The following is a 21532-nucleotide window of genomic DNA, read 5'->3' as shown; positions in this document are numbered from 1 at the left end:
GGCGGGTCAGAGCACGCCCGCGTCCCGTGCGGACCATGCCGTCGGGAACATCGGGCGGTAGCCCAGCTCGCGGCGGATGCGTTCCGTGGACATGATGCCGAACCAGGGGTCGGGGTCGGTGTTCTGGGCGAGTTCGGCGGGGATCTCCACGCCGTTGAGCAGGTGCAGGTCGACCGCGGTGACCGGCGCGTCGTCGGCGATGTTGTAGACGCGGCCGGCGATTCCCGGGGCGTGCAGGATGCGCAGGAGGCCCTGGGCGACGTCCGCGTGGTGGCCCATGTGAAGGCGCTGGTTCGAGGCCCAATGTGCCGCCCACTGGAGGGAGTTGACGAGGTGGGGGTCGCCCTCGCCGTAGACGAACGGGAGCCTGGCGACGCGGACGTCCATGTCGGTGAGGGCGAGGAGTTCACGCTCCGCCGCCACCTTCGACTCGTTGTACGCGCCCCATATCTTGCCGCCGGGGCGGCTCTCGTCCTCCTCGGTCAGCGGCCGGCCGCGCCCCACGCCGTAGATCATCCCGCTGCTCACCTGGACGAAGCGCCGCACACCGGAGGTCAGTGCCGCTCGGCCGAGGGCGACCGCCGCCGCGTGGTTGACGGCCCAGGCCTCCTCGTCCGGTACGCCGCGGAAGGACGCGGCGACGTTCACGACCGCGTCCACGCCGGCGACCGCCTTGCCGAGGGCGTCCTCGTCCCGCAGATCGCCGAGTACGACCTCCGCGCCCAGGTCGGCGAATCGCTCGGCGCGGGCGGCGTCCCGCACCAGCACGCGCACCCGCCCCCCGGGCCTTGTCCGTGCCAGCAGCCTCGGTACAAAGCGCCGTCCGACCTGTCCCGTCGAGCCTGTCACCAGTGTCAGCATGTCGTGCTCCTCTCGTCTCCGACCAGCCTTGGGCAGGCGGGCCGGTACCGGGAGAGACCTTCCGATCAGGGGATCGGCAGTCCCTGGATAAGCCGGGCGGACTGCCGCACGCTGGAAGCGTGAACCGAGCCGAACTCGCCGACTTCCTGCGCCGGGGCCGGGCCCGCCTGGACCCCTCCGACGTGGGCCTCACGGCCGGCGCCCGCCGCCGTACACCAGGACTGCGCCGCGAGGAGGTGGCGCAGCTCGCCGGGATGTCCGTGGACTACTACACACGCCTCGAACAGTCCCGGGGCCCGCGCCCGTCCCGCCAGATGCTCACGGCACTGGCCCGCGCGCTGCGGCTCACGGACGACGAACGCGACCACCTCTTCCACCTGACGGGAGAGGAACCACCGCACAGGGGAGGCGGGAGCGCGCACCTGCGGCCGGCCCTCCTCCTCGTGCTGGACCGGCTGCACGACACCCCGGCGCACGTGTCCAGCGACTGCGGTGAGGTGATCGCGCAGAACGCGATGGCGCGGGCGCTGTCGGGCGACGCGTTCGCCCGCCCGCCCCGGGAACGCAACATGCTCCGCCGCTTCTTCCTGGACCCCGCCTCGCGGGAGCTGTTCCCGCCGGAGGACGTCCCGGAGCACGCGCGCGCCCATGTGGCGAACCTCCGGGCGGTGGCGGCGGCCCGCCCCGACGACCCGGAACCGGCCGCGCTGGTGGCCGAACTACGGGCGGGGAGCGAGGAGTTCGCGCGACTGTGGGAGGACCACGAGGTCGCCGTACGACGGCAGTCCACGAAGCGCTTCCGCCACCCGCTGGTCGGCCTCCTGGAACTGGACTGCGAGGTCCTCCTGAACCAGGACGCCCACCACCTGCTGATCATCCACACGGCGCGCCCGGGCACGGAGTCGTACGAGCGGCTCCAACTCCTGCGCGTGGTGGGCCTCCAGGACATGACCCCGCAGGGAGCAGGCTCCTAGAACCCCAGCTTCCGCAACTGCCGAGGATCCCGCTGCCAGTCCTTGGCGACCTTCACATGCAGGTCCAGGAAGACCGGCGTGCCGAGCAACGCCTCGATCTGCTTGCGCGACTTGATCCCGACCTGCTTCAGACGGGCGCCCTTCGGGCCGATGATGATGCCCTTCTGGCTGGGGCGCTCGATGTAGACGAAGGCGTGGATGTCGAGAAGGGGCTTGTCGGCGGGGCGGTCCTCGCGCGGGAGCATCTCCTCGACGACGACGGCGATGGAGTGCGGCAGCTCGTCACGGACGCCTTCCAGGGCCGCCTCGCGGATCAGCTCCGCGATCATGACCTGCTCGGGCTCGTCGGTGAGGTCGCCCTCGGGGTAGAGGGCGGGGCCCTCCGGCAACAAAGGAATGAGGAGGTCGGCGAGCAGGTCCACCTGCTGGTCCGCGACCGCCGACACCGGCACGATCTCCGCCCACTCGAAGCCCAGCTCCTTGCCGAGCTGGTCGATGGCGATGAGCTGCTCGGCGAGGGTCTTGGAGTCGACCAGGTCGGTCTTCGTGACGATCGCGATCTTCGGCGTCTTCTTGATCGACGCCAGTTCCTTCGCGATGAAACGGTCACCCGGGCCCAGCTTCTCGTTCGCCGGCAGACAGAAGCCGATGACGTCGACCTCGGCCCACGTCGTACGCACGATGTCGTTGAGCCGCTGGCCGAGCAGCGTGCGCGGCTTGTGCAGGCCAGGGGTGTCGACCAGGATCAGCTGGGCGTCCGGCCGGTGGACGATGCCGCGGACCGTGTGCCGCGTGGTCTGCGGCTGGTTGGCGGTGATCGCCACCTTCTGGCCGACCAGAGCATTCGTAAGGGTGGACTTGCCCGCGTTGGGGCGGCCCACGAAGCAGGCGAAGCCGGCGCGGTGGGGAGCCTCCGACGAGTCAGACGGCTTGGATGACGGGGTACGAACGCTCATGGCGCCCATTGTCCCTGATCCACAGGCCCCCGCCGCACAACAGTCCACCGGAGCCTCACACGGTGAGCTTTCGGTAACCCCGACGCAATGAAACGTAACGGAAACACAGCCGTACACAACCGGAAACCCGGGCCGGTGACCCTCTGACGAGCCCCCACACCGTTGGAGACGACCGTGACCCTCGCCGCCGCACTTGCCGACGGACGTATCGACACCGGCGACACCGCCTGGCTGCTCGCCGCCACCGCTCTGGTCCTGCTGATGACCCCGGGCCTGGCCCTCTTCTACGGCGGCATGGTCCGCGCGAAGAGCGTCCTCAACATGCTGATGATGAGTTTCGTGTCGATCGCCCTGGTCACGGTGGTGTGGCTGGCCGCCGGTTACTCGCTCGCCTTCGGCGACGACATCGGCGGCGGGCTCGTCGGCGGCGTGAAGCACCTCGGCATGGCGGGCCTCGGCCCCAACGCCGTCCACGGCACCGTCCCCACCCTCCTCTTCGCCACCTTCCAGCTCACCTTCGCGATCATCACTGCCGCGCTGATCAGCGGCGCGGTGGCCGACCGGGTGCGCTTCGGCGCGTGGCTGGTCTTCGTACCCGTCTGGGCGCTGCTCGTATACGTTCCCGTCGCGCACTGGGTGTGGGGCCCGGGCGGTTGGATCGCGGCGCACCTCGGCGCCCTCGACTTCGCGGGCGGCCTCCCCGTCGAGATCACCTCGGGCGCCTCGGGGCTGGCGCTGTGCCTGGTGGTCGGCCCGCGGCTCGGCTTCAAGAAGGACGCCATGCGGCCGCACAACCTCCCCATGGTCATGCTGGGCGCAGGCCTGCTCTGGTTCGGCTGGTTCGGCTTCAACGCGGGCTCCGCGCTCGGCGCCAACGGCCTCGCCGCCGCGGCCTTCCTCAACACTCTCGCCGCCGGCTGCACCGGCCTGCTCGGCTGGCTCTTCGTCGAGCAGAAGCGCGACGGACATCCGACAACCCTGGGCGCGGCCTCCGGCGCGGTCGCGGGCCTGGTCGCCATCACCCCGTCCTGCGGCTCGGTCTCGCTGCTCGGCGCGCTGGTCGTCGGCCTCGCCGCCGGTGCCGTCTGCTCGTACGCGGTCGGCTGGAAGTTCAGGCTCAGCTACGACGACTCGCTCGACGTCGTCGGCGTCCACCTGGTCGGCGGAGTCATCGGCACCCTCCTGATCGGCGTCTTCGCGGTCACCTCGATGACCGGCGGCCCCGAGGGTCTCCTCTACGGCGGTGGGCTCGCCCAGCTCGGCAAGCAGCTGGTGGCCGTGGTCGCCGTAGGGGCGTACGCGTTCCTCGTGACGTACGGGATCGGGAAGCTGCTCGACCGGGTGATGGGGCTGCGGGCGAGTGAAGAGGAGGAGCGGACGGGTCTGGACCTTACGGTGCACGCCGAGACCGCATACGATCACGGCGTCCTGGGGCACGGAGCCCCGGTCAGTCCGTCCGTCCCCTCCCTCCAGAAGGTCAAGTCCCAGGCATGAAGCTCATCACCGCGATCGTCAAGCCGTACCGCCTCGACGAGGTCAAGACGGCGCTCCAGGAGCTCGGCGTGCACGGCCTGACCGTCACCGAGGCCAGCGGCTACGGCCGGCAGCGCGGCCACACCGAGGTGTACCGGGGCGCCGAGTACCGTGTCGACCTCGTGCCGAAGGTGCGGATCGAGGTCGTCGTCGACGACACGGACTCGGACGCAGTGATCGACGCGATCGTCAAGGCCGCACAGACGGGGAAGATCGGGGACGGGAAGGTGTGGTCGATTCCGGTCGAGACGGTCGTACGGGTACGGACGGGCGAGCGCGGCCCCGACGCGCTCTGACCGCCAGCACTCCCCCGACGAACCCGACCGCGAGCAGCAGCGCCGCCGCCAGCCAGGGCAGCGCGAAGTACGACGCGCTCGCCGACTGCTTGGTGCCCGGCGCGCTCGCGGTCAACGTGATGTCGCCCCAGTCGAGTTGGGGCGCGCTCTTCCACGACTCGGTCAGCTTCACGCTCTGCCCGGGCAGCAACTCGGCCGGGATTCGGGTCAGTCCGCGCGAGAGCAGCGTCCGGCCGAACAGTCCCTGTGCCTTCAGGGTCACCTTCGGGTCGAGGGTGATGTTGCCGGTGTTGTGCAGCGTGTAGGAGATCGTCGCGTCGCTGCTCCCCAACCCCGGTACCAGCGGCTGGTGATGGGAGATGTGGACGTGCTCGACGGCGAGCGCGGGCAGCGTGGGGCCGCTGACCCGGAGGTAGACCCGGGCGCCGACGGCCCGCTGGACTCCGAGGGCGAGTGATCCGTCGCCCTTGTCGACGCGTTCGTCGAGGGCGACCAACGCGCCCGGGTGGTCGCCCGGTTCGGCCCCTTCGGGCACATGCAGGGTGAACGGCACGGTGACCGACTTGTGGGCGGGGACGGTGACTCGGGACTTCGCGGGCTTCGCCCACGCGCCGACCCCGCGCATCTTCTCCTTCACCGTCCGCACGGCGAACCCGCCGTCGCGCGCGGTGTTGTAGGCGTCGGCCGCGTACAGCCGGAAGGTGAGCGGCTTCGCCGTCTTGTTGGCGACGACCACCTTGTCCCGGATGGTCTGGCCGGGGTCGGCGGAGAGATAGAAGTACGGCCGCGCGGCGATCTGCGAGGCGGCCGGGTACACGGACCAACTGCCGTTGTCGGCGGCGTGGGAAGACGGCGCGGCGAGCACGCCGAAACAGAGGCTCAGGAGGAGGACGTACAGCTTGCGCATGGGTGCGGACCCCCACGGACGTGGTGTGCGGCGGTCGGGCGGGTGCGGGCGCCCGGCCACCGGAGGTGAGTTCGGACGGTCAGGTGAGCGTGAGCGTCAGAACGCCGGAGTACGAGCCCGGAGGCGTGAACGCCGGTACGTTCAGGGAGAGTCCGGCGTCGACGGTGAACTGGCCGCCGGTGACCGTACCGTCGGGCGTGGACGCGAGCGTCGCTCCCGAACTGCCCACCGTGCCCGCCGAACCGGCGACACAGGTGCTCGGGCTGCCCGCCTTGGTGGCGCAGGCGGGTGTCCAACTCAGCGCCCCGGCATCGATCTTGGCGCCGGGACCGGTGAAGTCGGTGACCTTGCCGGTCAGGGACCAGCCCGCGGGTCCGCCGCGGAAGTCCTGGACCGTCACCGTGTTGAGGGCGCCCGTGGAGGCACCGCCCTTGCCGAAGTCGACGGCGGAGAGGCCCACGGCGTCCCCGGCCTGCGACATCGACAGACTGCCCGCCTTGACGGTGGTCGTCAGTTTCTGACTCCCCGGCGGAACGGGTGTGGTGTCGTTGACGACATAGGCGGCCGGACCGGCCCCCAGATCGGCACTCCACGCACTGCCCTCGTACGCCACGATCCCGGTCGTCGTCTTGTCGTTGACGGTGAGCGAGCCGCTGATGGTGCCGGCGCTGGTGGCCGTGACGGTCGCCTTGTCCGCGGTCTGGGCGCTGCCGGACCGTCCGGCCAGGGTCACGGTGGCACCCGGTGTGAAGTTGCTGCCGGTGACGGTGACGCTGTCACCGGCGTTGCCGGAGGCCGAACTCAGGCTGATTGCACGAGTGTTGACCGGAGTGGTGGCGGTCGCGGTGACCGTCTCCGAGACCGGTGCCGGCGGGTTCGTCACCGTGCAGGGGGTGTCCAGCTCCAGGATGTAGCTGGTGTGGATGTTGTAGTCGCCGGGCGCGAGAGTGATCGCGCCCGGGGTGGTGACCGTGAAGGTGCCGGTCATGGAGAACGACGGGAAGGCGCCGTTGCCCGGCACCGGGTCGTTCTTCTTGGGCCCGGCGACCGTGAAGCTGCCGGTCTGGGCACCGCCGAGGGTGACCTTCCCGGTGGGCGTCATGATGTCGGCCGGCAGGGCGATCGCGGTCGGGTTGCTGGCGGCCGGCTTGACCACCGTGTACGTCACGGTGACCGTGTCGCCGACCTTGGGCGCGGTGTTGTCCACCGTGATCGCGGCGGTCGTGGTGCCGTCGATCGGCGGGATGCCCGCGACCGCCGGCGGGATGCAGTGCGTGGCGAAGTCCACGTTCGTCGACGCGCCGGCCGGACAGGCCAGCGCACCGCCCGTGGCGACCGCGAGCGCGGTCACCCCGAGCAACGACGCCCAACGGCGTCTTCGGGATGTCGTAGCCATGGCTGTGCCCCCTCCTGAGGACGGTGGGCACAGCGGCTCGTCCGCGCCCACAGGGGGCATTGATGTGGGGATCGCGTGAGAAGTCAATGGAGACGGACAAATAAACTGATGGGCCGTCAGCTCCCGCCCAACAGCGGGAGTTGACGGCCCAGTTGAGCCCGTGGGGGGAATTGTCGGGCGACTTCTCAGTCGAACACGAACGGACCCGGCGACTGCGGTGCGGTGGCCGTACAGGTCACCGCGATGCCGAAGATGGTCATCTTCAGCGAGCCGCCGTACGCCTCCAGGCTGTCACCGGAGGCGACGGTGCCACTGAGCGGACCGACGGTGACGGCGTCGCCGGTCGCCATGGCCGGGTTCACCGTCCCGCTGAAGACGGTCGTGCCGCCGCTCGCGTTCACGAACGTGAAGGTGGAGGCGATCGAGTCCTGCGCCAGGGCCAGCGGAGCGGTGATGGACGAGTTGACGGTGACCGTGGCCGCCGTACCGTCCTGCGTGGCCGTGATGGTGGCCTCGCCGCCGCCGAAGATGCCGCAGCTCGCGGTGATCGTCGCCGTCTGGGGAGTGACGGCGAGCGCGCTGGGCGCGAACGCCAGCGAGGTGGCCGCGAGGACCCCCGTCACCAGTGCCGCACCCGTTCCGATTCGCTTGCTTCTCAACTTGCCTTTCATGGGTCTGGTTCCCTTCCCGAGTCTGGGAATGCCATGTGGGGATGGACGGGAGAAACACCTCAGTCCCCCTCACGGACGCGGTGCGGTGCGCCACGCGAGCGAGAATCTGACGGTCCGTCGGAACTTACGGTTCCATTGATGCGCGGGAGGCGGGGAGAGAGCAAGGGCGAAATCCGGACGGGTTACTTCCGGACACGGGGGCCTCTCAACACAAGCCCGCATATTTCAGCCCGTCCGGCGTTTGAGGACGAGGCCCCCTCAGGGCCGATCGGGGGTCTGGGGGCAGAACCCCCAGCACCACCTCAGCCCGCGGCGACCGTCAGCCGGACATTCCCGTCCGGCGAAGCCACGTGCACAGGAGTCTCCGGCCCACCCAGATCCCGTACCGCCGCACGGTCCTCCGCGGACGCGGATTCCGCCTCCGTCACCACCGCCGCCGCCTCCAAGGACTTCGCCCCGGACGCCACCGCCATCGCCACCGCCGTCTGCAGCGCACTCAGCCTCAGCGACTCAAGGGCGACCGTCCCGGCGACATACGTCCGCCCCGTCTCGTCCCGCACGGCCGCCCCCTCGGGCACGCCGTTGCGGGCCCGGGCCGAACGGGCCAGGGTGACGATCTTGCGGTCCTCGGGGTCGAGCGCGTTGCTGTCGGTCATGAACAGAGCATACGAAGGACCGGTCCCGCACGTCCCTCAGGGCCGGTCGAGCCGCAGCCGCTCCGCCCGCGGCAACCCCGCCACGACCAGGTCGTACGAGTCCTCGATCAGCTCCTTGAGGAGCCGGTCCGGAAGGTCCCCGTCCACCGTCACCGTGTTCCAGTGCCGCTTGTTCATGTGGTACCCGGGGATGATCAGCCCCTCGTACTCCTCCCGGAGCCGGATCGCGTCCTCCGGGTCGCACTTGAGGTTGACGGTGAGGGGGCGGGCGTCCAGCCGGGTCAGGGCGAAGAGCTTGCCCAGGACCTTGAAGACGGAGGTGTCCGGGTTGAAGGGGAATTCCTCCACCGTCGCGTTGAACGACAGGCAGAACGCGCGCAGTTGCTCGGGGCTCACTCCGGCTTCGCCTCCTCCTCGGCCGGGCCCACCGGCTCGACCAGAACCGTCACGATCTTGTTCCGGCGGCCGGCCGAGGCCTCCGCCGTCAGCCGCAGCTCGCGGCCGTCGGGCAGCTCGACCACGGAGGAGGCACCGGCGATCGGGACCCGGCCCAGCGCCTTCGCGAGCAGCCCGCCGACCGTCTCCACGTCCTCGTCGTCGTAGGCCTCGAAGCCGTACAGCTCGCCCAGGTCGCCGATGTCCAGGCGGGCGGTGACCCGGTAGCGGTCGTCACCCAGCTCCTCCACCGGCGGAAGCTCCCGATCGTACTCGTCGGTGATCTCGCCGACGATCTCCTCCAGGATGTCCTCGATGGTGACGATGCCGGCCGTGCCGCCGTACTCGTCGATGACGACCGCGACATGATTGCGCTCCTGCTGCATCTCGCGCAGCAGATCACCGGCGTTCTTGGTGTCCGGCACGAAGCTCGCGGGCCGCATGGCCGTGGAGACCAGCTCGGACTCGGCATCCCGGCTGATGTGCGTCTTGCGGACCAGGTCCTTCAGATACACGATCCCGACGATGTCGTCCTCGCTCTCCCCGGTCACCGGAATACGCGAGAAGCCCGACCGGAGCGCGAGGGTGAGGGCCTGACGGATCGTCTTGTACCGCTCGATGACGACGAGATCGGTCCTCGGCACCATCACCTCGCGGACGAGGGTGTCACCGAGTTCGAAGACCGAGTGCACCATCCGGCGCTCCTCGTCCTCGATCAGCGACTCCTTCTCGGCGAGATCCACCAGCGCCCGCAACTCGGCCTCGGACGCGAACGGACCGCGCCGGAAACCCTTGCCGGGCGTGAGCGCGTTGCCGATGAGGATCAGGAGGTACGGGATCGGTCCCATGATCCGCGCGAGCGGGAGCAGCACATAGGCCGCCGCCGTGGCCGTGTTCAGCGGATGCTGCCGCCCGATGGTGCGCGGGGAGACCCCCACCGCGACGTACGACACCAGGACCATGACGCCGATCGCGGCGAGCAGCGCGGGCGCGGTCCCGTGGATCACCTGGAGGCACTCGTAGGTGACCAGCGCGGCGGCGGCCATCTCGCAGGCCACCCTGACCAGCAGCGCGACATTGAGATAGCGGGTCGGGTCGGCGGCGACCTGCGCGAGCTTGGCACTGCCGCGCCGGCCGGACCGTACGGCCTCCTCGGCGCGGAAGCTGGAGACGCGCGCGAGGCCCGCCTCCGCGCAGGCGGCGAGCCAGGCGACCACGACAAGGGCGATGGCGCCGACGACGATCTGAGGACTCATGAGACGTGGTGCCCCGGTGCCCTAGGAGACCGTCGGCGCCGGGGAGGGGCCGTCGTGGCCCTTCTCCGCCCGCCAGCCGTCCACGATCGCCGCCTGCAGACCGAACATCTCGGCCTTCTCGTCGGGCTCCTCGTGGTCGTACCCAAGCAGGTGCAACACACCGTGGACGGTGAGGAGTTGGAGCTCCTCGTCCATGGTGTGCTGCGTCTCGGCCTCGGCCCCCTGCTTCGCGGCGACCTCCGGGCACAGCACGATGTCACCGAGGAGCCCCTGCGGAGGCTCCTCGTCGTCCTTGCTCGGCGGACGCAGCTCGTCCATCGGGAAGGACATGACATCGGTCGGCCCGGGCAGGTCCATCCACTGGATGTGGAGCTGCTCCATGGCGTCCTCGTCCACGACGATCACCGAGAGCTCGGAGAGCGGGTGGATGCGCATCCGCGCGAGCGCGTAGCGGGCGATGTCGAGGATCGCCTGCTCGTCGACCTCGGTTCCGGACTCGTTGTTGACGTCGATCGACATGGTCGTGCTGGTCTACTTCCGCTTGTCACGGGCACCCTTGTGGGTGCCGTTCTCCGTACCGTGCTCGGTGTCGTACTTCTCGTACGCGTCGACGATACGGCCGACCAGCTTGTGCCGTACGACGTCCGCCGACGACAGGCGGGAGAAGTGCACGTCGTCGACCCCCTCCAGGATGTCCTGCACCTGCCGCAGCCCCGACTTCGTGCCGCTCGGCAGGTCGACCTGCGTCACGTCACCGGTGATCACGATCTTCGACTCGAACCCGAGCCGGGTGAGGAACATCTTCATCTGCTCGGGGCTCGTGTTCTGGGCCTCGTCCAGGATGATGAAGGCGTCGTTCAGGGTGTTGTGCGTCAGCAGGTAGTCCTGCGTCACGTAAAGCGAGTCCTCGGCCGCCACCTGGATGCAGACCGTCTCCTCCGTGCCCGCGGGCTCGATGCTGTCGATGAACCGCATCGGGCGTCCGCCGCCACCGGCCGCACGATACTTGTCGCGCTTGCGGGCGAGGCGGAAGGGCTCGATGCCTTCAGGCAGGCGGATGTCCACGACGTGGCTGTCATGGCGGTGCGCCGCCAGAGCGGTGCCCTGCCTCCGGCCTTCGGCAGGACGACGGCGTGTGTAGGCGACGCCGCCCAGCGACTGCACCAAGGCGATGATGTCGTCGCGCAGAAGGATCGATGTGGTCGAGAACTGGATCCGGCAGGTGCGGTCGGACTGCGTGACCGGACCGCCGTCGGAGTCGAGCAGGCCTTGGAGAACGGCCAGCCTCACATCGGCAGTGTTGTACAGGTAGTCGTCCGGGACGAACTTCGTGTTCGAACGAGTACGCAGCAGGTCCAGCTCGCGCAGAACCCGGGTGACGGGATTCTCCGACGTGACCACATCACCGGGGGACTTGAACCGGTTGAGGACGTAGTCGGGGCCGCCCCTGTGCCGCAGGACGACACCCGGCAGCGCGCCTTCCAGTGCCTCGGCCAGTTCCGGATCCTCCGTTGCGAAAGACGGAGTCGTGGAGCCCGTGAGGCATCCGTCTCCGAGCAGCAGTCCCAGCGCGTACGGGTCCATGGGGACCTCACGTCCAGGGAACTCCACGGGCGCCGTGAGCATCGGCAGCTCGTACCGGCGAGCGTGTGCGGCGCGCAGGTTGCCGATCATCTCCTGCGTCTCCAGGACCCGCCACGGCTTGTCACGGCCCTTGTCCGAAGCCGTGCGGACCGTCCACAGGTGTTCACCGCAGCACAGGGTCCAGGAACCGTCCTGGGCGCTGATGCGGTAGATGTCCTTCTCGCCCTGGGGATAGACGCCGAGGACCGGGGTCGGCTCACCGTTCGAGCCAATGACCAGGTCACCGACCTCAAGGTCGCCGATAGGACGCCAGCCGTCCGGCGTGAGGACGTTCGTGAAGACAGGTTGGGCACGACCGCGCATGTAAGCCAGCGGCGCCACCTCGATCGTCCCCGCCGCCATCAGCTTCGGGATCGACTCCGGGTCGAGCATGTCGTGGAGGGCGTCGTAGAGCGGGCGCAGGTACGGGTCGATCTTCTCGTACAGGGTGCCGGGGAGGAATCCCAGCCGTTCGCCCGCCTCCACCGCCGGGCGGGTCAGGATGATGCGGCTGACCTGCTTGGCCTGGAGGGCCTGGACGGCCTTGGCCATGGCGAGGTAGGTCTTGCCGGTGCCGGCGGGGCCGATGCCGAAGACGATCGTGTTCTTGTCGATCGCGTCGACGTAGCGCTTCTGGTTGAGGGTCTTGGGGCGGATCGTGCGGCCTCGCGAGGACAGGATGTTCTGGGTGAGCACCTCGGCCGGCGTCTCCTCAGGACCATCCCCGTTCTCGCTCGCCCTGAGCATGGCGATCGAGCGTTCCACTGCGTCCTCCGTCATCGGCTGCCCGGTGCGGAGCACCAGCATCATCTCGTCGAACAGGCGCTGGATGAGGGCGACTTCACGGGCATCGCCGACCGCGCTGATCTCATTGCCCCGGACGTGGATGTCGGCCGCCGGGAAGGCCTTCTCGATCACCCGCAGGAGAGCGTCGCCGGATCCCAGGAGGGTCACCATGGCGTGCTGGGCGGGGACGGTGAACTCTGCTCTCGCCTGTCCCTGCGCGGGGGTGTGAGCTGTGGGTGTCTGAGTCATGGGCCGGCTCTATAGGCCTTGCTCGTCCTCCTCGAAACGACTCGCCCGCCACAAGGGCGGCCTGGTGATTCCCAGGGTACGCCGGGCCACTGACAACGCCGTAGGGCTTTTCGGTGACCGTCGGGCCACGAAATACCGGGTGGACGGGCCTGTTCCCGGGGGCGTGCCCGGCGCAGGGAGAGTACACAGGGTGACGCCGTGAGCCCTGTTCGCGCCCCCTCGCATGTACGGACAATGCGCCATGTCCGTCAGGTAAGCCATGCAGGGAAAGCAGGTCGGCCGCTGTGTTCGTGCGTCTGCCCACGTCCGTGTCCGAAGCGCAGGAGTGTCTGGCCGAGGGGGCGGTGCCCGTCGGCGGGGCGACCCTTGTGTGGGCGTCCTGGCAACGGGACGGGTTCCCGGAGCAGGCGGTGTCGCTGCGGGAGGTGCCCGAGGCCAAGGTGATCGGGGACGGGGCGCTGGGCGCGGCCGTACTGCTGCACGAGATCGACGCGCGGGTGCCGGAGGTGCTGCGGCGGGCGGCGGCCGGGGTGGGGACCGGTGCGGTGCGCCGGGCCGCGACGGTCGGCGGGAACATAGTGGGCAGCACCCTGCGCTGTCTGCTGCCGCCCGCGCTGGTGCTGGACGCCCGCGCGGTGGTGCTGGAGCCGGACGGTCCCGTCGAGACCGACCTCGCCGAGCTGCTGGCGAAGCGCCCGCTGCTGCTGAGTCTGCGCTGGCGGGAGCCGGTGGCCACGGGTTATCGCAAGCTGACCGGTGTGCTGCGGGGGGAGGTTCCGTTTGTGGTCGCGGTCGCCGTGACGGGGGCGGAGCGGCCCACTCTGCGGGTCGCGGTCCGTGACGGCTACGACGTGCTCAGCGAGGCCGTTCCCTACGACAGCGATGTCCGCCGGATTCTCGGTGCCCTGGCCCTCACACCGCTCGGCATGCTGCCGGAGGCGGTCTTCGAGGCCGTACGGGAAGAGGTCGTCGGGGTGGTGGAGCGGGCGGCGGCCTGCTGATCCGCACAGAGCAGGAACGGTTCGCCCGGCCCGGGACGGGCGCACGGCCACCCGCCCCCCGCCTCCCCTACGACGACCTGCCGAACCCGATCGTCGGCACCGCCCGCCGCAGCGGCCAGGGGCTCCGCTCCTCGGGGACGAGTCCGGCCAGGAACGCGTAGCGGTTCAGAGCCGTCGGGTCCTGGCCCTCGACCGACTGGACCTTGCGCCACCAGGCGCCGATCTCGGACCAGCCCGGTGCGGAGAGGGAGCCGCCGAACTCCTGGACGGAGAGGGCGGCGGTGAGGCCGGCGAAGGCGAGGCGGTCGGCGAGCGGCCAGCCGGCCAGGGTGCCGGCGACGAAGCCGGCCACGAAGACGTCGCCCGCGCCGGTGGGGTCGAGGGCCTCGACCGCGATGGCGGGGACCTCGGCGGATTCTCCGGTACGGCGGTCCACGGCGTAGGCGCCGTCCGCGCCGAGGGTGACGACCGCAAGGGGTACGTGTTCGGTGAGGGCGTGGGCGGCGGTGCGGGGGCAGTCGGTGCCGGTGTAGCGCATGGCTTCCTCGGCGTTCGGCAGGAAGGCCTCGCAGTGCGCGAGGTCGGCGAGTCCGGCGAGGTCCCAGGCTCCGGTCTCGTCCCAGCCGACGTCGGCGAAGATCCGGGTGCCCTCGCTCGCGGCCTGGGCGACCCAGGGGGCCTGTTTGCCGGGGGTGAGGGAGGCGATGGCGGCACGCGCGCGTGGCGGGCGGTCGGGGGCGCCGCCTTCGCTGAACTCGGTCTCCGGGGGCGGCTCGTGGCCGTGGGAGACCATCGTGCGTTCGCCCTCGTAGGCCATCGACACGGTGACCGGGGAGTGCCAGCCGGGTACCGAGCGGGAGGCGGAGAGGTCGATGCCCTCGCCCTGTTCCAGCGCGTCCCAGCAGTACTCGCCGTAGTGGTCGTCGCCGAAGGCCGCGGCGAGGGAGGTGCGCAGGCCGAGGCGGGCCAGCGCGGTCGCCATGTTGGCGACGCCGCCGGGGCTGGAGCCCATCCCGCGTGCCCAGGACTCGGTGCCGCGCACGGGGGCGGATTCGAGCCCGGTGAAGATGATGTCGAGGAAGACGGTGCCGGTGAGGTACACGTCCCAGGGCGGGTCGTCCGGCGTGCGCAGCCCGGCCAGGGGGTCGACCTGGGCCGGACAGGATCTCCTCTCCCGGTCGGCCGACGATCCCTTTCCGGTGGACGCGGTGGACGCGGTCACGGTGCGCTCCCTGACGTGATGCGGGTCAGGCCAGTGTGCACCACCACGCACGTGTGAGTGCGACTCCCGCTCCGGGACCACCCGTCGCGCCGGTTTCGGGCAACCGCAGGTCCTGGCCGTACGGTGCACGCGGGTGCCCCTCGGCTGCCCGTGACGGGCGCGTCCTGATCCGGTCACCGGGTTCCGGACAGTCCTACCAGCGCGGCATGGAGGGCGTCACCCACTCCGGGTCGGTGATCCGCATCGCCGCCGCGTCGTCGCGCTCGCGCAGCGCGCCGTCGTCGTCGAGCCACCGCTGGTGCAGCAACTCCAGCTTGGCGCGGTCGAGTTCGACGCCGAGGCCGGGCGCGTCGGAGACGGTGACCTTGGCGTCGGTGAAGGTGAGGCGTTCGGTGAGGACGTCCTCGGACTGCCAGGGGTAGTGGGAGTCGCAGGCGTGGTGGAGGCCCGGGACGGTCGAGGCTACGTGGGTCATCGCGGCGAGGCTGATGCCGAGGTGAGTGTTGGAGTGCATGGAGATGCCGACGCCGAACGTGCGGCAGATGGCGGCCAGTTGCTGGGTGTTGCGCAGTCCGCCCCAGTAGTGGTGGTCGGAGAGCACCACCTGTACGGCGTCGCGCGTGAACGCCTCCTTGATCTCGGCGAAGGTCGTCACGCACATGTTGGTGGCGAGCGGCACGTCGGTCCCGGCGGACACCTCGGCCATGGCAGCGGTGCCGAGGGCGGGGTCCTCCAGGTATTCGAGGACGTCCCCGAGTTCCTTCGCGACCTTCAGTGAAGTCTCCACGGACCAGGCGCCGTTGGGGTCGAGGCGCAGAGGGTGGTCGGGGAATGCCTCGGCCAGCGCCCGCACGGCGGCGATCTCCTCGCCGGGCGGGAAGACCCCGCCCTTGAGCTTGAAGGAGGTGAAGCCGTAGCGCTCCTTGAACCTCCGTGCCTGCTCGACGACTCCGGCCGGGTCGATCGCGGCGCCCCAGTCGTCCTTCTCGCTCGCCACGCCCTCGGGGTGGTCGGCCCACTTGTAGAACAGGTAGGCGCTGTACTCCACGGCGTCCCGCACCTTGCCGCCGAGCAGCGCGTGCACGGGCAGTCCGAGTGCCTTGCCGAGGGCGTCGAGGCAGGCGACCTCGAAGGCGGAGACGACGGACAGCCGCAGTTTGTCGGCGGTCTGGACGCCGCGCAGTCCACCGACGTCGACCTGTGCGGAGGTCCGGGAACTGTCGACCGTGACCTCGTCGGCGATGGTGAACAGGCCGTTGAGGTCGCTGACTTGACGGCCGATCAGTTTCCGGGCGTACGGCCGGGCGAGTTCCAGGTACTTGGTGTCGCCGTAGGTCTCGCCGAGTCCGGTGATCCCGTCGGCGGTCTCGATCTCGACGATCAGGCGTGGGGTGTACGGCTGGTGGACGCCCTGGGTGTTCAGCAGCGGCGGGTCGGCGACCAGGATCGGGGTGAGCCGGACGTCGGCGATGGTGAGGTTCACAGCACGGCTCCTACGAGGTCGAGTCCGGTGGTGAGCAGGGCGGTGAGGTCGGCCAGGTCGGCGGCCGTGGGGTCGGTGAGCGGGGCGCGCACGGGGCCCACCGGGCGACCGCGCAGCCGGGCCGCCGCCTTGACGAGGGAGACGGCGTATCCCGGTACCCGGTCGCGGAGTTCGACGAAGGGGACGTAGAACTCGCGCAGCAGCCTCTCGACGGTCTTCTCGTCCCCGTCCCGCAGTGCGGCGAAGAAGGCGTTCGCGATCTCGGGGGCGAAGGCGTGCACGGCGGAGGAGTAGGCGGGGACGCCGACGGTGGCGTAGGCGCGGGCCTGGATCTCGGCGGTGGAGGCGCCGTTGAAGAAGAGGAAGCCCTCGGGGGCGGCGAGGGTGAGGCGTTGCAGCCGGTCGAGGTCGCTGTGGCCGTCCTTGAGTCCGACGACGCCGGGGATCTGCGCGATCCGCTTCAACGAGCTTGCCGTATAGGCGACTTGGCCGCGCTGGTAGGCGATGAGCGGGAGCCGGGTGCGGGCGGCGAGCTGCTCCAGCTGGGCCACCAGGCCGTCCTGCGGGGCGGCGACGAGGTAGTGCGGGAGGACCAGGAGTGCGTCGGCGCCGGCCTCCTCGGCGATGCGGGCGAAGCGGGCGGCCTGCGCCCAGCCGTAGCCGACGCCGGCGACGACGGGTACGCGGCCGGCCGCCTCCTCGACGGCGATGGTGACGACCTGCCGGTACTCGTCCTCGTCGAGCGAGAAGAACTCGCCGGTGCCGCAGGCCGGGAAGAGCGCGCCGGGGTTGGTGGCGGTCTGGGCGGCGACATGGGTGCGGAAGCCGTCGGGGTCGAGGGAGCCGTCGTCGTGGAAGGAGGTGAGCGGGAAGGAGAGCACTCCGCCCGCCATCCCGTCCCGCAGCCTGCGTACCACGGTCTCCGTTTCGCCGTTCACCTGGGCCATCTCCTGGCCATCTCCCTATGTAGACGTCATCCACGTATGAAGACAAAGGTTAGGTACGCGAACCACAGCCGTCAATGGGGCGCACCTGCTCGCTACCATCACCCCATGTCAGAGCCCGGTGGCGTCCGCGAGGTGAAGTCCGCAGCCCGCACGGTCGAGCTCCTCGAACTGCTCGCCGCGCGCGGCGACCGCCCCGCGCGCCTCCAGGAACTCGCCGACGAGCTGGGCGTGCCGCGCAGCTCGATGTACGCCCTCCTCCAAACGCTGATCGCGCACGGCTGGGTCCGCACCGACAGCACCGGCTCGCTCTACGGCATCGGCATCCACGCCCTGCTCACCGGCACCAGCTATCTGGACTCCGACCCGCGGGTGCGGACCGTACGGCCGTATCTCGACGAGGCGTCCCAGGCGCTCGGCGAGACGATCCATCTGGGGCGGCTGGACGGGCGGGACGTCGCCTATCTCGCGACACGGGAGTCCCACGAATACCTGCGGACCATCAGCCGGGTGGGGCGGCGGCTGCCCGCGCATGTCGGCGCCCTCGGCAAGGCGCTGCTCGCCGAACGGGACGATGCCGAGCTGCCGCCCGGGCCGTACGAGGCGGCGACCCCCAACACCCGCACCACCCGGGAGTCCCTGGCCGCCGACCTCGCGGCGGTCCGCGCCCGCGGCTACTCGGTCGACCGCGAGGAGGGCGTCCTCGGGATCGTCGGCTTCGGCTTCGCGCTGCGCTACGACAACCCGCCGCTGGACGCGATCAGTTGCTCGGTCCCGGTGGCCCGGCTGACGCCGGAGCACGAGGGGCGGATCGTGACGGTGATGTGCGAGGTCAGGGCGAAGATCGAGGCGACGGCGCGGGCGGCCGGCGGCGCGGTTCACTGGCGTTAGCGCCCGAAATCCGCCGGGCAACTCCGCGATGCGGGCGCTCTTCTACCCGGCGCTCCCCACCCCAAACAGAACGTGCCCCACATCACACCCCCCGCCCTTCTTCCCGAACCGCGTGCTTGATACAAATTGCCCGCGCGTTCCTGTCCGTCGACGGTCGTCGCCCAATCCCCTGTTTGAGCCGCTTCTTTCGCATGCCCTGGGAACGCCCGTGTCCGCCCGCAGCACCACCACGCCCTGGCCCCTCGTCGCCCTTTTCACGGCCGGGTACCTCGCCCCCTACCTCCTGCCCACCACCGTCGGCCGCCTCGACGCCGGACTCCCGCTGTCCGCCACGCAGGCCGGTGCCGTCGGCAGCGCGCTGCTGCTGAGTTCGGCCGCGGCGGGCTTCCTGCTCGTCTCGCGAGTCGACCGGGTCGGCCCGCGCACCCTCGCCCGGATCGGCCTGACCCTCGCCGTCCTCGGCTACGGCTCGGCCGCCCTCACGCACGCCGTCCCCGCAGTCGTCGCGGGCGCGGTCGTCGGCGGCTTCGGATCGGGTACGGCCACCACGGTCGCCGCGTCCGGAATCGCCGCCGAACGCGACCCCCACCGCGCCTCCACGCTGGGCCTGTTGTGCGTGTCCGCGCTCGCGGGCGCCGTCTATCTCACGGTCCCGCACCTCGGCGCGGGCCACGGCCAGCCGCTCGCCGCGATCGCGCTGACCGCACTTGCCGTATGGCCGCTGACCGGCCGCCTCCCGGTCCGTACGGCGACGGGGCACGCGCGCGTGGAGACCGCCGGGCTCCCCCACCGCCGCGCCGGACTGGTCCTCGCCGGCACCCTGCTGTGCTGGTCCCTCGCGCAGAACTCCCTCTGGGGCGTCAGCGGACGCATCGGCCTCACCCAGGCGCATCTGTCCGAGGTCACCGTCGGCGCGGTCTTCGCGATCGCGCTGGGCACCGGCCTGGTCGGTGTCATCGGCGCCGGCGCGCTCGGCTCCCGACTGGGGCGCGCGGTGCCGATCGGCGCCGGCACGGCGCTCATCGCGGGCTGCATCGTGCTCAGCGCCTCCGCGCACGACCTGAGGACGTTCGCGACCGGCGAGATCGCGTGGAACACCCTCTACCCGATCGTCCTGTCCTACGTCCTGGGTCTCGCCGCCTCCCTTGATCCGCGCGGGCGTTGGGCCGTCCTGGTCGGCTCGGCCTCGTCCCTGGGAACGGCGGCCGGTCCGCTGGCGGGCAGCGTGCTGTCGGCGGGGGCCGGGTTCCCGGCGATGGGGGCGATCCTCGCGGCGGGGCTGGTGGTGATCGCGGTTCCGATGACGGCGGTCGCTGTCCGCTCGGGCCGACGACGGCTACTGCAACCGGTCGAGCTCGTCATCGAGGCTCCGGCATCGCGCCCAGTCGGGGGCGCGGGGCCGTATCGACATGCGGCTCCGCCGCGGGGCGCGACCAGCCCCCACCGGCCCGCAGCCGCAACACCACCCGCCTACGAGAACTCGTACGCCTCCACCTCGGCCAGACAACGAGCCCGCAGCTCCTCGTCGTCCTCCAGGAACGACGCCACGAAGGAGTTCCGGGCCAACTCCCGCAACCGGTCCTCGCTCAGGCCCAGCGCCGAGCGAACCGCGTCGAAGTTGTCGCCGACGTATCCGCCGAAGTAGGCCGGGTCGTCGGAGTTGACCGTGCACAGCAGGCCCGCGTCCAGCATGGCGGGGAGCGGATGCTCGGCCAGGACGTCCACCGCGCGCAGCCGGACGTTGGAGAGCGGGCAGAGGGTGAGCGGGATGCGGTCCCGGACCAGCCGGGCCACCAGGTCCGCGTCCTCCATGCAGCGCAGGCCGTGGTCGACGCGCTCGACGCCGAGGACGTCCAGCGCCTCGGTGATGTAGGCCGGCGGGCCCTCCTCACCGGCGTGCGCGACCCGTCGCAGCCCCAGCGCGGCGGCAGCCTCGTAGACCTCGCGGAACTTCACCGGCGGGTGGCCGACCTCGGCCGAGTCGAGGCCGATGCCGGTGATCCGGTGGAGGTACGGCTTCGCCGCCTCCAGGGTCTCCATGGCCGACTCGGCGGACTCGTCGCGCAGGAAGCACATGATCAGCCGGGTCGAGATGCCGTGGTTGGTCCCGCTGTCGCCGAGCGCCCGCCACAGGCCCTCCACCACCGTGCCCATGTCCACGCCCCGCGCGAGGTGCGCCTGCGGGTCGAAGAAGATCTCCGCGTGCCGTACGCCCTGCGCGGCGGCGCGGGCCAGATAGGCGCCTGCGAGGTCCTCGAAGTCCCGTTCGGTGCGCAGGACGGCCATCAGCTCGTAGTAGAGGTTCAGGAAGGACTGCAGGTCCTCGAAGAGGTACGCCTTGCGGAGCGCCTCGGTGTCCGCGTACGGCAGCTCGACGCCGTTGCGCGCGGCGAGGGCGAAGGCCAGCTCGGGTTCGAGGGTGCCTTCGATGTGGAGGTGCAGTTCGGCTTTGGGAATGGGCATCGAAGTATCGTACGGGTGTTTTACAACCGTTTCGGAACCGGCACCCTGAGTAGATCGTGCGCCACGGTCAGCTCCCCCTCGAACCCGGCCGCCCGCGCCTGCCGCTCGAACTCCTCCGGCTCGGAGTAGCGCTGGCTGAAGTGGGTGAGGACCAGATGGCGGACGCCGGCCTCCTGTGCCACCCGGGCCGCCCGTCCTGCGGTCAAGTGGCCATGATCCACGGCCAGTTGCTCGTCCTCGTCCAGGAACGTCGACTCGATCGCCAGCAGGTCGCAGCCCTCCGCGAGGGCGTGCACTCCGTCGCAGAGGCGGGTGTCCATGACGAACGCGAACCGCTGCCCGCGCCGCACCTCGGCGACCTCGTCCAGGGAAACGCCGTTCACGACTCCCTCGCGCTGGATACGGCCCACGTCCGGGCCCTTGATGCCGTGCGCGGCGAGGCGGTCGGGGAGCATGCGGCGGCCGTCGGGTTCGGTGAGGCGGTAGCCGTAGGACTCGACGGGGTGGGAGAGCTTGCGGGTCTCCAGGGTGTAGGAGGGGGTGGTGGCGAGTACGCCGTCCTCGGACACCGGGGCCTCGGTGATGCCCACCGTCTCGCGGTACGCGGTGGCGTAGCGCAGGCGGTCGAAGAAGTGCTGGCCCGAGCGCGGGTAGTGCGCGGTGATGTCGTGCGGGACGCGGTCCAGGTTGATGCGCTGGATGACGCCCGCGAGGCCGAGAGAGTGGTCGCCGTGGAAGTGGGTGACACAGATCCGGTTGAGGTCGTGCGCGGCGACTCCGGCGCGGAGCATCTGGCGCTGGGTGCCCTCGCCGGGGTCGAAGAGGATGCCCTCGCCGTCCCAGCGGAGGAAGTAGCCGTTGTGGTTGCGGTGGCGGGTGGGGACCTGGCTGGCGGTGCCGAGGATCACCAATTCACGTACGGACACGGT

General features: G+C 70.6%; 20 protein-coding genes and 1 pseudogene. 6 read left to right on the top strand and 15 right to left on the bottom strand.

Annotation, left to right across the window (positions count from 1 at the left end; genetic code table 11):
- Positions 1 to 6: 6 nt before the first annotated feature.
- Positions 7 to 861, bottom strand: coding sequence for an NAD-dependent epimerase/dehydratase family protein (locus AB0I51_RS01900; RefSeq protein ID WP_362970359.1), 855 nt, complete (start codon positions 859 to 861; stop codon positions 7 to 9).
- Between the two features lie 119 nt (positions 862 to 980).
- Here AB0I51_RS01900 and AB0I51_RS01895 point away from each other — a divergent pair, with 119 nt between their 5' ends.
- A complete protein-coding gene (locus AB0I51_RS01895) occupies positions 981 to 1835 on the top strand; it encodes a helix-turn-helix transcriptional regulator (protein ID WP_362970357.1) in 855 nt (284 codons plus the stop codon).
- On the opposite strand, the gene era is transcribed toward AB0I51_RS01895, so the two are convergent.
- A complete protein-coding gene (gene era / locus AB0I51_RS01890) occupies positions 1832 to 2800 on the bottom strand; it encodes a GTPase Era (RefSeq protein WP_200712884.1) in 969 nt (322 codons plus the stop codon). The genes AB0I51_RS01895 and era overlap by 4 nt on opposite strands.
- A gap of 165 nt (positions 2801 to 2965) precedes the next feature.
- Here era and AB0I51_RS01885 point away from each other — a divergent pair, with 165 nt between their 5' ends.
- Both AB0I51_RS01885 and AB0I51_RS01880 read left to right on the top strand, forming a co-directional pair.
- Positions 2966 to 4285 carry an ammonium transporter gene (locus tag AB0I51_RS01885; RefSeq protein ID WP_362970355.1) on the top strand — a complete coding sequence of 440 codons (1320 nt, stop codon included), beginning with the start codon at positions 2966 to 2968 and terminating at the stop codon, positions 4283 to 4285.
- Positions 4282 to 4620, top strand: coding sequence for a P-II family nitrogen regulator (locus AB0I51_RS01880; protein ID WP_362970353.1), 339 nt, complete (start codon positions 4282 to 4284; stop codon positions 4618 to 4620). Before AB0I51_RS01885 ends, AB0I51_RS01880 begins: the two co-directional genes overlap by 4 nt.
- Here AB0I51_RS01880 and AB0I51_RS01875 read toward each other — a convergent pair.
- From AB0I51_RS01875 to AB0I51_RS01840, 8 genes are all read right to left on the bottom strand, one after another.
- A complete protein-coding gene (locus AB0I51_RS01875; RefSeq protein WP_362970351.1) occupies positions 4514 to 5527 on the bottom strand; it encodes a DUF916 domain-containing protein in 1014 nt (337 codons plus the stop codon). The two genes, AB0I51_RS01880 and AB0I51_RS01875, sit on opposite strands and share 107 nt — an antisense overlap.
- Positions 5528 to 5606: 79 nt before the next feature.
- Positions 5607 to 6923, bottom strand: coding sequence for a beta-xylosidase (locus AB0I51_RS01870; RefSeq protein ID WP_362970349.1), 1317 nt, complete (start codon positions 6921 to 6923; stop codon positions 5607 to 5609).
- A gap of 185 nt (positions 6924 to 7108) precedes the next feature.
- On the bottom strand, positions 7109 to 7582 hold the full coding sequence (locus tag AB0I51_RS01865; RefSeq protein WP_362970347.1) for a hypothetical protein: 474 nt from the start codon (positions 7580 to 7582) through the stop codon (positions 7109 to 7111).
- Between the two features lie 314 nt (positions 7583 to 7896).
- Positions 7897 to 8250, bottom strand: a complete 354-nt coding sequence (locus tag AB0I51_RS01860) for a cytidine deaminase (protein ID WP_362970345.1) — start codon at positions 8248 to 8250, stop codon at positions 7897 to 7899.
- 36 nt (positions 8251 to 8286) lie between these two features.
- Positions 8287 to 8646: an MmcQ/YjbR family DNA-binding protein gene (locus tag AB0I51_RS01855; protein WP_362970343.1), complete on the bottom strand. Its 360-nt coding sequence runs from the start codon at positions 8644 to 8646 to the stop codon at positions 8287 to 8289.
- Entirely contained in the window at positions 8643 to 9941 is a 1299-nt protein-coding gene (locus AB0I51_RS01850; protein WP_362970341.1) for a hemolysin family protein, read from the bottom strand. The genes AB0I51_RS01855 and AB0I51_RS01850 overlap by 4 nt, the downstream gene beginning before the upstream one ends.
- A gap of 21 nt (positions 9942 to 9962) precedes the next feature.
- Positions 9963 to 10460 carry an rRNA maturation RNase YbeY gene (gene ybeY / locus AB0I51_RS01845; RefSeq protein ID WP_362970339.1) on the bottom strand — a complete coding sequence of 166 codons (498 nt, stop codon included), beginning with the start codon at positions 10458 to 10460 and terminating at the stop codon, positions 9963 to 9965.
- A gap of 12 nt (positions 10461 to 10472) precedes the next feature.
- Complete coding sequence (locus AB0I51_RS01840; protein WP_362970337.1) at positions 10473 to 12599, bottom strand: PhoH family protein; 2127 nt, start codon at positions 12597 to 12599, stop codon at positions 10473 to 10475.
- A 284-nt stretch (positions 12600 to 12883) separates the two neighbouring features.
- Here AB0I51_RS01840 and AB0I51_RS01835 point away from each other — a divergent pair, with 284 nt between their 5' ends.
- Positions 12884 to 13600 carry an FAD binding domain-containing protein gene (locus AB0I51_RS01835; RefSeq protein WP_362970335.1) on the top strand — a complete coding sequence of 239 codons (717 nt, stop codon included), beginning with the start codon at positions 12884 to 12886 and terminating at the stop codon, positions 13598 to 13600.
- Between the two features lie 67 nt (positions 13601 to 13667).
- Here AB0I51_RS01835 and AB0I51_RS01830 read toward each other — a convergent pair whose 3' ends face one another.
- The 3 genes from AB0I51_RS01830 to AB0I51_RS01820 form a co-directional block, all read right to left on the bottom strand.
- A complete protein-coding gene (locus AB0I51_RS01830) occupies positions 13668 to 14822 on the bottom strand; it encodes a PfkB family carbohydrate kinase (protein WP_362970333.1) in 1155 nt (384 codons plus the stop codon).
- 193 nt (positions 14823 to 15015) lie between these two features.
- The gene (locus AB0I51_RS01825; RefSeq protein WP_362970331.1) at positions 15016 to 16305 is read right to left on the bottom strand and encodes a glucarate dehydratase family protein; all 1290 of its coding nucleotides are present in this window, start codon (positions 16303 to 16305) and stop codon (positions 15016 to 15018) included.
- Positions 16302 to 17252, bottom strand: coding sequence for a 5-dehydro-4-deoxyglucarate dehydratase (locus tag AB0I51_RS01820; protein WP_362970329.1), 951 nt, complete (start codon positions 17250 to 17252; stop codon positions 16302 to 16304). The genes AB0I51_RS01825 and AB0I51_RS01820 overlap by 4 nt, the downstream gene beginning before the upstream one ends.
- 105 nt (positions 17253 to 17357) lie before the next feature.
- Here AB0I51_RS01820 and AB0I51_RS01815 point away from each other — a divergent pair, with 105 nt between their 5' ends.
- Positions 17358 to 18140: an IclR family transcriptional regulator gene (locus tag AB0I51_RS01815; RefSeq protein WP_362970327.1), complete on the top strand. Its 783-nt coding sequence runs from the start codon at positions 17358 to 17360 to the stop codon at positions 18138 to 18140.
- Between the two features lie 208 nt (positions 18141 to 18348).
- Complete coding sequence (locus tag AB0I51_RS01810; RefSeq protein WP_362970325.1) at positions 18349 to 19785, top strand: MFS transporter; 1437 nt, start codon at positions 18349 to 18351, stop codon at positions 19783 to 19785.
- On the opposite strand, the pseudogene AB0I51_RS01805 reads toward AB0I51_RS01810, so the two are convergent.
- Positions 19683 to 20603 (bottom strand): annotated as a pseudogene (locus tag AB0I51_RS01805) (adenosine deaminase); the annotation flags it as partial. The gene AB0I51_RS01810 and the pseudogene AB0I51_RS01805 overlap by 103 nt on opposite strands.
- A gap of 20 nt (positions 20604 to 20623) precedes the next feature.
- Entirely contained in the window at positions 20624 to 21529 is a 906-nt protein-coding gene (locus AB0I51_RS01800) for a ribonuclease Z (RefSeq protein ID WP_362970323.1), read from the bottom strand.
- Between the last annotated feature and the right edge of the window lie 3 nt (positions 21530 to 21532).

The organism is Streptomyces sp. NPDC050549 (assembly GCF_040655035.1).
In the GTDB taxonomy this organism is placed as follows: Bacteria; Actinomycetota; Actinomycetes; order Streptomycetales; family Streptomycetaceae; genus Streptomyces.
This window is presented reverse-complemented; position numbering and strand designations above follow the sequence as displayed.